Here is a 10,313-nt window from a genome sequence, read left to right as displayed (position 1 = left end):
GCACCGTAGGCGACGAAGAACAGCGCTTCCATTGAGATGCGAAATCCGAAGTTAGCTCCCGAATAGTCCACAGTACCCTCCGAGTTGGGCGTCGCGACCGAGACGTACGTCAAGGGATCGAAACGAGAGATGACCCAGGCGACGTCGTGGATGAAGAGCGCCACGACGTTGGACGCGGGCACAAGCGTCAGCAGTCCGACGAAGAGCAGGCCGAGCGGGATGAGCCCGAGCAGCGCCCCATAGGCGCGCGGCAGCCACGTCGTTGCCGCGCAGAGCATCGCGTACCATGCCAGCGGACAGGCAATGCCCATCAGAATGGCGCGGGTATTGACGCCGCTAAAATCCAGCCGCGGCGTCTCGAAGAGGAGCTGGCACAGATAGAACGCCGCCACGGTCATCACGGAAGCCGCGAGGATCCCGACGACGTCAACGCCGATTGCGCCTAACGCATAACGCAGGCGCGAGATCGGCTTGGTCAGCGTCAGCTCGAGGTGTCCGTTGATCTCGCGCGCGAGCGGCGCAGCAAGAATCGTCGCCACGATCAGCGCGAAGAGATCCGCGATGGCCATGTAGTAGAGCATCGGGACGGCACCGTTGGTATCGATGATCGTCGTCGTCATCGTTCCGTGGCGCGATTCGACCACGTGAATGCTGCCCACGCTCACGTTGCTCTTCTCTTTGTGCGCCCGGCTCGACGGCTCGGTAATCTCGATGTGCGTTCCGGCGTTCCCGTGATCGTCGATGATCGCGTGCATCTGCTCGCCCGGATTATCGAGGATCATACGCTTCGTACCGTCGGGAAGCGTCACGTTGCTTTCGTGCGTTCCAGGGTCGAGCGAGATATGGTGTACCCACTGTGCGGGCGACATGTAGCGGGCGACGGAGACGCGCAGCACGACCGCCAGTGCGACCAAAATGACCAGAATAATGGCCAACACCTTGAGGCAGTTGCGGACCCGCAGCCATTCGATGTACGTCATGACGATTGTTCTTTCGTAACGATGTCCGTGGTCGCGGTCACGGGCGACACGGCATACAGGAAGATGTCCTCGAGATTGAGATCGAGCGCGCGAATACCGCTGGCGCCCGATGCGGAGAGGCGGCCGGCGATCTCGTCGGCGCCCGAGGTCACGAGCAATCGCACGATCCGCTCCGTACGATCGACGCGCGAGACGCGCGGGTCGTTCGCAATGCCGTCGAGCGAGAAGGCGACGTCCGGGAAAATTCCCTCGACGATTTTGCGATCCGCCTTGAGGTCGTCGACGAGTCCGGAAAGGATCACCTTACCGCGATCGATGATGGCAATCATTTCGGCGGCTCGCTCGACTTGACCGATTTGGTGCGAAGAAAAAATGACCGAATTGCCTTTGGCGGCTTCGTTAATGATCAGGCTCAGTACGTGGCGCTGGTTGACCGGATCGAGACCGCCCGTCGGTTCGTCGAGGACCAGAATCTCGGCGTTTCGCGCGAACGCACAGGCGACCATGACCGCCGTGCGCATTCCTTTCGAAAGGGCCGACACGCGCTTGCGGTGGTCGACGCCGAACTGTGAGAGCAGCTCGCGGGCGCGTGCCGGGTCGAACGCCTTGAACGCTCGCCGGTTCATCTCGACGTGTTCGTCGACGGTCAGCCAATCGTAGAGAACGTTGCGTTCCGGAACGTACGCGATCCGCTCGAAACTCTCGGGAGCCAACGGCTTTCCGTCGTAGAGAATCTCCCCGCTCGACGGGCGCGCGAGCCCGAGCATGCACTTGAACGTCGTGGTTTTGCCGGCGCCGTTGGGGCCGAGCAGCCCGAACACGCTGGCGCTTGGAACCTCGAGCGAAAGACCGTCCACTGCAGGCGTCGAGCCGTAGATCTTGCGCAGGTTCGAAATCTTGATACTGCTCATTGACTATCGCCTTTCGGGAGCTGGGAGAACCAGCGTTCCAACGCAGCTTCGAAGATCGCTCGCACCTCGTCGCGGTCGAGTCCGACCGCTTTGGCCTCGCGCAGGGCCAGCTCGATTGCGTCCCGCCCGATCTCGACGGCGACTCTCGGCGAGGCTTCGACTTCGTCGGTGCGAACGAACGATCCGCGCCCTGTTGCCGTCTCGATGACCGCTTCCCGCTCGAGTTCGCGGTACGCACGGGCTACGGTATTCGGGTTGACCGTCAGATCGATCGCCAGCTGTTTGACCGTCGGCAGCTGCTCGCCGGCCCTCAAAACCCCGAGCGCGACAGATCGCTTGACTTGCTCGATGATTTGGAGGTAGATCGGCACGCCGCTGCGTGGGTCTACCGTTAGAACGGCGGGCATCTCCGAGACCTTAAAACTTCGGTCCCCAGCCCGGGAACAGAGCGTCGGGCCGGCGGTCGGGCAGCCGAACCGGGGTGCGGGATTCGCGCGGCATCTGGGTGTCGGAGGTGTAGGTGGAGATCATTTTTGCTTCCCTTTCATATCGTACCAGTCAACTATTGTACTAGTACACTAGTACAATAGTTGAATAGCATGATTCTGTCAACCCGGCGCTACGAAATTTTCTCGGGTACGAAGACCTGCAGTGCCTTGGGCAGGAGCATGAACTCGGCGGGGGTTCGCCCGGCGGGTTCGCCATCGGCCGTGATGCGGTGCGGCCGGCGGGTGAGGATCGAGAAGCTCGCCGAGCGGTAGACGCGCAGCCCGGCACCCGAATCCCAGTGATGCGCGAGGATCGCGCGCAGGGCGCTCCAAAGCGGCAGCAGTCCCTGCGCCTCGATCGCATAGAGGTCGAGTCGGCCGTCGTCGATCGCTGCGTCCTGGGCGGTAATGAAGCCCCCGAAGCGATGACTGTTGGCCACCGTCAGCTGGAAGGTGCGCACCTCCACGCTGCCGCCCTCGTACTCGATTCGAGCGCGGAACGGGCGCAAGTAACGGAAGGCCGCCAGCGCGCTCGCGGCGACCGCCCAAAAGCCGAAGCGTTGCTTATCGGCCGGCCGCTGCAAGCGGGTCAGGCGGCTCGAGAGACCGACGCTCGCCTCGTTGACATAGTACGCTCCGTTTACGGTGGCGACATCGATCCGCCGAGTGTTGCCCGCGGCGATCGTCCGGCAAGCGCCCTCGACGTCGAGCGGGATATCCAACGTGCGGGCGAGCTCGTTGAAGGTGCCGAGCGGGATCAGGCCGACCGGGACATCCAGCCGCAACGCCCGCGCCACGTGCCGGGCGAGCGTCCCGTCTCCGCCGCCGACAACGACGGCATCGACGCTTCCCGGCGAGTGCGGCGCGGCGATCTCGATCCCTTGGGCCTGCAGCGCGCGACGGACGTCGCCGGCGAGCTGCTTACCCCGGCGGGATTGCGGATTGACGAAGAGCAGCACGCGCATCTTTGGGGCGCCTTGCGCTACGGGCCGCGCCGTACCGAGATAAAAAGCGCCGCCAGCGCATTCCATGCGGCGATCGCGCCGAGTACGAGCGTGCCTCCGATCATCGTGACGTAGCCGAGAAAGATGCCGGTTTGGGTCAAGGGATCGACGTAACCGACGGCCTTTTCCGAAGCACTCAAGTTCGCGTAGACCCCATGAAAGACGAACCAGACGACGGCAGCGGCCGGCGCCGTGAGCGCGGCGATCGTCAGATGGCGGTTGCGCTGGTCGCGATTCATTCGAGGACGGCGCTTCGGCGCCACGTACCGAAGAGACTCCAACGATGCACTCTACGAAGGGGCGTCTGCGCCCGCATAATCCCATGCCCGAGTCCCCCTATGAGGTGCTCGCACTATTCACGGGCGCGATGGTCGGCGCGTCGCTGCTCATCATGTCGACCGGCGCGCTGCTGCCCTGCTTCAACTTGGCCTTGCATCTCTCGCAGGCGCAAATGGGCTGGCTCCTTTCTATCCAGTTCATCGGATCGGTCGCGATGACGTCGGTCGCCGGGGCGTTGACCGACCGCTTCGGCGACAGGGCGGTCGTCCTGGGGAGCGGCGCGATCATGGGCGTCGCGTTGATCGCCGCTTCGGCCGTACAAAGCTACGGCTGGCTCCTATCCTGGCTGCTCGTGTACGGCATCGGCTATGCAGCCGTGACGCCCGCCGGCAGCCATGCGATCATCTATTTTTTCAAGAAGTCCGACCGCGGCTTCGCGATGGGGGTGCGCCAGTGCGGCGTGCCGATTGCGGGCGTCATCGGCTCGCTGCTGCTGCCGGCGATCGCGCTGCGTTTCGATTACCGTTATGCGCTCGTGACTGCGGGCATTTTCACGCTCGTCGCGTGTTCGATTGCCTCCCGCCTCTACCGCGAGCCGGTCCAACTCGAAGGCCAACGCGTTTCGCTGCGTACGATGCTGGTCGAAATGGTGATCATCGCGCGAGAACCGCGCTTGATTTTGTTGACACTCACCTCGATGGTGCTGATATGCGGGCAGCTCGCACTGATGGGATTCCTAACGCTCACCCTCGTCCATCGCGCCGGCTACGCGCTCGGCTTGGCGCTTGCAATCTTCACGCTCTCGCAGGTGGCTGCCATCTTCGGCCGCCTTGCGTGGGGGTGGATCAGCGATCACGTCTTTGCCGGAAGCCGTACGCTGCCCCTAGCAACGAACTGCATTCTCGTCGCGCTCGTCGCCCTTGGAGTTGCGTCGATCGATGCCGGCACGCCTCCGTGGATCGCGGTGCTGCTCGCGCTCGCCCTCGGCTTTACCGCCGAGGGGTGGATCGGCGTGAGCGTAATCCGCTTTGCGGAGATCGGCGGCGAGGAGCACGCCGGCAGCGCCCTCGGCGTGGGATTAACCTGGACGCTGTTGGCGGCTTTCGCGACGCCCGCGCTCTTTGGAGCCCTCGCCCAGGTCCAAGGATACGACGTCGCGTGGCGCGCCCTTGGCCTGCTCGTTGCGTTCGGCGTCGTACCCGCGCTGCTCGCCGGCCGCGCCGCTGCCGCGCTGAAAATATAAGCCGGTCGAGCGCGCCAAAAAAATCAAAAAAAATTTGCCCAGAAAGGGACTCGAACCCCCACGATGTTGCCACCACTGGTACCTGAAACCAGCGCGTCTACCAATTCCGCCATCTGGGCGCGGGCAACTCGATTCGCGCAGGGGAGCGCGGCGCCCCGCTTCGCCGAAACCCCGAGGCTGCGACCATGGTCTTGGGGGAACCGGTATGGCACTCCCACTCATCTCGATCTCGGACGCACCGAGCGCCGATCCCTATTCGCTCGCGGTCACGGCTGCCGCCGAACGTGTCAGCCCGGCGGTCGTTTGCATCGAGGTTCGCAACGGCCGGCACGGCGGTAACGGCAGCGGCTTCATTTTCACGCCCGACGGCTTCATCATTACCAACAGCCACGTCGTCCACGAGGCGCAGCGGATCAAGGTTGCGCTGCTGGACGGACGCGAGTTGGACGCATCGCCGATTGGCGACGATCCGCACTCAGACCTCGCCGTGCTGCGAGTCGATGCACCCGGTCTCACGCACGCGACCCTCGGCGACTCGAGCGAGTTACGGCCCGGCCAACTCGCCGTAGCGGTCGGTAATCCGTACGGCCTCGCATATACCGTGACGGCCGGCGTCGTCAGCGCGCTCGGCCGGTCGCTGCGTTCCCAGTCGGGTCGCCTGATGGATAACATCGTTCAAACCGACGCCGCCCTCAATCCCGGAAACTCCGGTGGTCCGCTCGTAAACTCCGCCGGCGAAGTGATCGGCGTCAACACGGCCGTGCTTCCCGGTCAAGGGCTCTGTTTTGCAATCGCGATCAACACGGCCAAGCACATTGCCGGATTGCTGATGCGCGACGGACGCGTACGACGGGGTTATCTCGGCATCGCTGCGCAGGACGTCGTGCTGGCACCGGCCTTCGCGCGGCGTCTGCGTTTGCCGGATCGGCGCGCGATCGTCGTCGACTCCGTGGAACCGGGGAGCCCCGCCGATACCGCGGGCGTGCGCGGCGGCGACGTCGTGCTCTCGTTCGAGGGAGAGGCGCTGCGGGGAGTCGACGAGCTGCATCGAGTGATGACGAGCGTCGATTTGAGCCGGCCGTACAAGGTCGAGCTCTTGCGGCGCGGCGAGCGCCTGTCGCGAATCGTCTTGCCGGTAGAGTCGCCCGCATAGCCGTCGAATAGCCGCCCGACATGGTTCGCAAACTGTTGCCGATTCTCGGCGTGACGTTTATCGATATCGTCGGTTTCAGCATGCTGATCCCGATGATGCCGTACTTCGTGACGCACTTCGGCGCCTCCGCATTCGTCGTCGGTTTGCTCTTTGCCACATTTTCGCTCTGCCAGTTTCTCTCCGCTCCGCTGTGGGGGATCATTTCCGACCGGCTCGGGCGAAAGACCGTCTTGATCGTCAGCCAAATCGGCGCGACGATCGGCTGGGCGATGCTGGGGCTCGCACCAAACATAGCGGTCGCGCTGTCCTTAGCGCCGATCGCGGTGGTCTTCGCCGCACGCATCCTCGAAGGCGTCTCCGGCGGAAACATCAGCATCACGCAAGCCTACGTCGCCGATCTGGTCGAGTCAAAAGACCGTGCGCGCGCCTTCGGTTTGATCGGCGCGATGTTCGCTGCGGGGATGGTCTTCGGTCCCGCGGGCGGCGGCCTTCTGTATGCGCGCTACGGCTTTGCGGTACCGTTCCTCGTTGCGGCCGGACTGCAGTTTCTCACGCTCCTGCTCACGATCGTGATGCTCCCGGAGTCCCGCGCGCGCCCGGACGGAGAGGACCGATTGTCGGTCCAATCGCTGGTCGAATGCTTCGGCAAGCCGCGCTTGGCCCGCGTTCTCTGGCAGAAGCTCGCTGTTGCGCTCGCGCTCTACGGCTGGTTCGGCGTCTTTGCGCTCTACCTCCAGCGTCAGGTCGGCTTTTCACTGGCGAAAACCGATTATTTCTTCTCGGTATTTGCCGTATTCAACGTCTTCATGAACGTCGTCATGGTGCGGCGCGTCTCCGCACAACTGGGCGATCGGCGAATGTCGAATCTCGGTCTCGCCTCGCTGGTCGCAGGATTCGCGCTCGTCCCCTTCGTGCACGAGATCGTGGTGCTCTCGGCCACGATGCTGCTCTTCTCGTTTGGTATGGCGCTCACGAACACGGGCATCACCGCGCTGATCAGCAACACCGCCTCGGATCGCGAGCAAGGGATGGTGCTCGGTGCGAGTTCTTCGCTCGACTCGCTCTCGGGAATCATTGCTCCGCCGATCTCCACCGGTCTGCTCTCAGGCTACGGTCCCCGCGTTGCCGGCGTCGAGTCACTGCTCATGGCGGCGGTCGCCTGGGCGATGGGCCTGCGCGCCGGCATCGGAGCAGAGACCGATGCCGGCAAACCCGCCGACGCGCTGCCGGGGCGCTGAGCGCCCGTCGGGAGCCTAGGCGGCGGTCTTCTTCCGGCGCTTGGCCGCCGGTTTTTCGCCTCCCGCGCCACGGCGCTTCTTGCTCTCCTCGAGACTCTGCGCGAGCACGTCCATCAGGTTGACGACCTTCGAACGAGCCGGCGCCTTCTTTGCCTTCGGCAGTTCCTTGCCTTCGGCGCGCGCCTCGATCATCGTCAATAGCTGGTCGTGGTATTGGTTGGTGAATTTTTCCGGCTCGAACTCGTCGACGCTCATCGTATCGATCAGCATCCGCGCCATCTGCATCTCTTTTTCGGGCAGCTTCTCGCTGTCCGGAAGATCGAGCGTCGTCGCCGGCACGATCTCGTTAGCCCAGTGCATCAGCTCGAGAACGAGCGCGTCTTCGAGCGGCTTGACGGCGGCGATGTACTCCTTGGTTCGAATCACCACGCGCGCAATCGCAACGCGGTTGCTGCCGGCGAGCGCTTCACGCAGCAGCGCGTAGGCGTGCCGGCCCTGTTTGGTTGGTTCGAGGTAGTAGGGCTTGTCGAAAAACATCGGGTTGATCCGGTCGAGTTCGACGAACTCGACGATATCGACCGACTGCGTTGCCTCGGGGTTGACCTTGGCAAAATCTTCGTCGGTCAGTAAAACGTACTGACCTTTTTCATATTCGTAGCCCTTGACGATCTCGTCCCACGGGACGGGCTTGCCGTCCACGCTGCAGACGCGCTCGTATTTTATGCGCCCCTCGTCCTTTTTATGCAGCATATTGAAGGAAAGGTCGTCGGTCTTCACCGCGGTGAAGAGCTTGACCGGAATCGTAACGAGCCCGAAATTGATGGCTCCCGACCAAATTGCATGCGCCATAGCCCGACTATTCTACCCAAGGCGCCCGCCCGTTTGCTACCCCCGGGCGCTATCTGCCCATAAGCGAGCGGCTTTGCCGCTCGGCCCCCCGAGCCGCTGCTTCTTCCAATGCTTGCGGCCCCACAAGTCCCCCTCGCGAGCCACGCGCGCCGGAACCGTCCGGATCGTATACTTCGCGAACTCATCGGCCGGCAAGGTCGCCGGCCGGCGCCTGGCGGCGGCTTCGACCTCGTCCCACTCCAGCGGCGTCGAGACGGGCGCCCCGTCGCGCGCCCGCACCGAGTACGGCGAGACGATCGTCTTACCGAGGCCGACTTGCACGTAGTCGATGTAGACGGCGTCTTGCGGACGCTTGGCGATCGTACGCTGGAGTGTCGCCGAGCCTTCGCACTGGGCAGCGGCTCGGCGCGCGACGATCTCCGCAAAGACCTTCGCGGTCTCGTAGGAGTACCCGGCGGCCAACGGCACGACGAGATGCAGGCCGTAGCCGCCGGTGGTCTTGACCAGCGATCGCAGACCGACGGACTGCAAGAGATCGCGAATCGTCAGGGTCACTTTGGCAAGCGTCGCCAGCGTGCACTTCTCACCCGGGTCGAGATCGAAAAGCACGAATTCCGGCTCCTCGAGATTCGGCAGCGCCGAGGTCCAGACGTGGAGCACGATCGCGGCGAGATTCGCGAAGTAGACGAGGCTGGGTTCGTCGTTGCACAACGGGAAGGTAACCTCGCTGCGCGTGCCGCCCGGGGTCGGAACCGTAATGCGCTCGATCCAGTCCGGCATACCCTTGGGCATCTGCTTTTCGAAGAAGGTCGCGCCCTCGATGCCGTTGGGGTAGCGCTGAACGGTGAGCGGGCGATTCTTCAAGTGCGCGATCGCCTGCGCAGCGACGCTTTGATAGTAGCCGATCAGATCGCGCTTCGCGTAACCGTCGCGCGGCCAGAGCACCTTGTCGAGATTCGAAAGCGAGAGGGTCTTCGTCCCCACCGCAACCTCGTGCCGCTGCGACGCGCTCACGATTCTTGCGGTATCTCGGCGACCACCTCGCCGGGCTGCTTGTCGAGCCGCAGCCCGACGTAGGCCGGCTGGCGCAGATAGCCGTCGCGCGTCCACTCCGCGAAGCGCACTTCGACGACCAGCTTCGGGGCGGTCCAATGCGTCGGCGCGTTCGCGTCGACGTCGTTGACGAACGGCGACGTTTTTCGTTCGATTTTCACCAGGCGCGCGTGCAGTTCGGCGAGCACTTTCGCCGAGAAACCCGTGCCCACCGAACCAATATACCGCAGCTTTTTGCCGTCGTACGCTCCGAGCAGCAGCGCGCCGAATCCCTTGCGGCTGCCCTTGGGTTCCGTCCAGCCGCCGACGACGAACTCTTGCTTGTTGCCGGTCTTGATCTTGACCCAGTCGCGGCTGCGCCGCTCCTGATACGTCGACTGGCGTCGCTTGCCGATAATACCTTCGAGGCTGCGCTGCCGCGCGATGCCGAAGAGTTCTTTTCCGCTGCCGACGACGTGCTTTGAGTAGAGCACGATGCCGTCGTCGCGAATCAAACGCTCGAGCAACGCTTTGCGCTCTTCCAGCGGCGTCGAGCGCATGTCGACGCCGTCGGCGTAGAGCAGGTCGAACGCGGCAAAGGTAAGGCCCACCGGCTTTTTCTGCGACTCCTGCAGCCGCTGAAACGCGGAGCGTCCGTGTGCGTCGAGGCTGACGATCTCTCCGTCGACCATCACCGGCGAGCTCGCAAACGAGCTCGAAAGCTCCGCGAGGGAGGGGAACCGCGCGAGCATATCGAGCCCGTTACGGGAGACGACGGAAAGCTTGCCGTCCTCGATCGTACAGAGCGCGCGATAGCCGTCCCATTTGATCTCAAAGAGCCACTCGGGATCGTCGAACGGCTCGTCGACGAGCGTTGCAAGCATCAACCCTTTGACCTTCGGCAGCGGATCGCGGGCGACGTTCGTGGGCCGGCGCGGGGCGGTCGCATGTCTCGACGGCTTCGACTGCCAGGTGGGCGAACGCGGATCGGCCGCGATATCGGCAAGCGTCTTGCCGCTTTTGACCGACTCGGGATGGTCGGCCGGGTCGTACTTGGGATCGGAGTGCTCGTCGCGATCCTTCAGGAGCAGCCACGGGTCGCCGTGCTCGTCTTCGCGCGGCTTGATTTTGACCAG

11 protein-coding genes and 1 tRNA gene are annotated in these 10,313 nt (G+C 63.7%); 3 read left to right on the top strand and 9 right to left on the bottom strand.

Going from position 1 to position 10,313, the window contains the following annotated elements; translation table 11 throughout:
* The 5 genes from VGG51_07675 to VGG51_07655 all read right to left on the bottom strand — a co-directional run.
* Nucleotides 1-980, bottom strand: a 980-nt coding sequence (locus VGG51_07675) for a hypothetical protein (protein ID HEY1882902.1), incomplete at its 3' end; no start/stop codon positions are given.
* Complete coding sequence (locus VGG51_07670) at nt 977-1,891, bottom strand: ABC transporter ATP-binding protein (protein ID HEY1882901.1); 915 nt, start codon at nt 1,889-1,891, stop codon at nt 977-979. The genes VGG51_07670 and VGG51_07675, both read right to left, overlap by 4 nt.
* Nucleotides 1,888-2,298: a GntR family transcriptional regulator gene (locus VGG51_07665; protein ID HEY1882900.1), complete on the bottom strand. Its 411-nt coding sequence runs from the start codon at nt 2,296-2,298 to the stop codon at nt 1,888-1,890. Before VGG51_07665 ends, VGG51_07670 begins: the two co-directional genes overlap by 4 nt.
* 212 nt (nt 2,299-2,510) lie before the next feature.
* On the bottom strand, nt 2,511-3,344 hold the full coding sequence (locus VGG51_07660; GenBank protein ID HEY1882899.1) for a YegS/Rv2252/BmrU family lipid kinase: 834 nt from the start codon (nt 3,342-3,344) through the stop codon (nt 2,511-2,513).
* A gap of 17 nt (nt 3,345-3,361) precedes the next feature.
* Nucleotides 3,362-3,622 carry a hypothetical protein gene (locus tag VGG51_07655; GenBank protein HEY1882898.1) on the bottom strand — a complete coding sequence of 87 codons (261 nt, stop codon included), beginning with the start codon at nt 3,620-3,622 and terminating at the stop codon, nt 3,362-3,364.
* Between the two features lie 44 nt (nt 3,623-3,666).
* Between VGG51_07655 and VGG51_07650 the strand changes: the two genes are divergently transcribed.
* Complete coding sequence (locus VGG51_07650) at nt 3,667-4,905, top strand: MFS transporter (GenBank protein HEY1882897.1); 1,239 nt, start codon at nt 3,667-3,669, stop codon at nt 4,903-4,905.
* 35 nt (nt 4,906-4,940) lie between these two features.
* On the opposite strand, the gene VGG51_07645 is transcribed toward VGG51_07650, so the two are convergent.
* Nucleotides 4,941-5,024 (bottom strand) — tRNA-Leu (locus tag VGG51_07645).
* A gap of 86 nt (nt 5,025-5,110) precedes the next feature.
* On the opposite strand from VGG51_07645, the gene VGG51_07640 reads away from it, so the two are divergent.
* Together VGG51_07640 and VGG51_07635 are read left to right on the top strand one after the other, a co-directional pair.
* A complete protein-coding gene (locus VGG51_07640) occupies nt 5,111-6,058 on the top strand; it encodes a trypsin-like peptidase domain-containing protein (GenBank protein ID HEY1882896.1) in 948 nt (315 codons plus the stop codon).
* 20 nt (nt 6,059-6,078) lie between these two features.
* Nucleotides 6,079-7,296, top strand: coding sequence for an MFS transporter (locus VGG51_07635; GenBank protein ID HEY1882895.1), 1,218 nt, complete (start codon nt 6,079-6,081; stop codon nt 7,294-7,296).
* A 15-nt stretch (nt 7,297-7,311) separates the two neighbouring features.
* Here the strand turns inward: VGG51_07635 and VGG51_07630 are convergent, their stop codons facing one another.
* From VGG51_07630 to ligD (VGG51_07620), 3 genes are all read right to left on the bottom strand, one after another.
* On the bottom strand, nt 7,312-8,145 hold the full coding sequence (locus VGG51_07630) for a Ku protein (GenBank protein ID HEY1882894.1): 834 nt from the start codon (nt 8,143-8,145) through the stop codon (nt 7,312-7,314).
* A gap of 36 nt (nt 8,146-8,181) precedes the next feature.
* Nucleotides 8,182-9,159: a non-homologous end-joining DNA ligase gene (gene ligD, locus VGG51_07625; protein ID HEY1882893.1), complete on the bottom strand. Its 978-nt coding sequence runs from the start codon at nt 9,157-9,159 to the stop codon at nt 8,182-8,184.
* Nucleotides 9,156-10,313, bottom strand: a 1,158-nt coding sequence (gene ligD / locus VGG51_07620; protein ID HEY1882892.1) for a non-homologous end-joining DNA ligase, incomplete at its 5' end; no start/stop codon positions are given. The genes ligD (VGG51_07620) and ligD (VGG51_07625), both read right to left, overlap by 4 nt.

This window comes from Candidatus Cybelea sp., from assembly GCA_036489315.1.
Lineage (GTDB): Bacteria > Vulcanimicrobiota > Vulcanimicrobiia > Vulcanimicrobiales > Vulcanimicrobiaceae > Cybelea.
This window is presented reverse-complemented; position numbering and strand designations above follow the sequence as displayed.

What these genes read in the sequence shown, in the direction of transcription:
- VGG51_07655 (HEY1882898.1), bottom strand. Translation starts at nt 3,622, where the DNA reads ATGAATCGCGACCAGCGCAACCGCCATCTGACGATCGCCGCGCTCACG.
- VGG51_07670 (HEY1882901.1), bottom strand. Translation starts at nt 1,891, where the DNA reads ATGAGCAGTATCAAGATTTCGAACCTGCGCAAGATCTACGGCTCGACG.
- VGG51_07640 (HEY1882896.1), top strand. Translation starts at nt 5,111, where the DNA reads ATGGCACTCCCACTCATCTCGATCTCGGACGCACCGAGCGCCGATCCC.
- VGG51_07665 (HEY1882900.1), bottom strand. Translation starts at nt 2,298, where the DNA reads ATGCCCGCCGTTCTAACGGTAGACCCACGCAGCGGCGTGCCGATCTAC.
- VGG51_07660 (HEY1882899.1), bottom strand. Translation starts at nt 3,344, where the DNA reads ATGCGCGTGCTGCTCTTCGTCAATCCGCAATCCCGCCGGGGTAAGCAG.
- VGG51_07630 (HEY1882894.1), bottom strand. Translation starts at nt 8,145, where the DNA reads ATGGCGCATGCAATTTGGTCGGGAGCCATCAATTTCGGGCTCGTTACG.
- VGG51_07650 (HEY1882897.1), top strand. Translation starts at nt 3,667, where the DNA reads ATGCACTCTACGAAGGGGCGTCTGCGCCCGCATAATCCCATGCCCGAG.
- VGG51_07635 (HEY1882895.1), top strand. Translation starts at nt 6,079, where the DNA reads ATGGTTCGCAAACTGTTGCCGATTCTCGGCGTGACGTTTATCGATATC.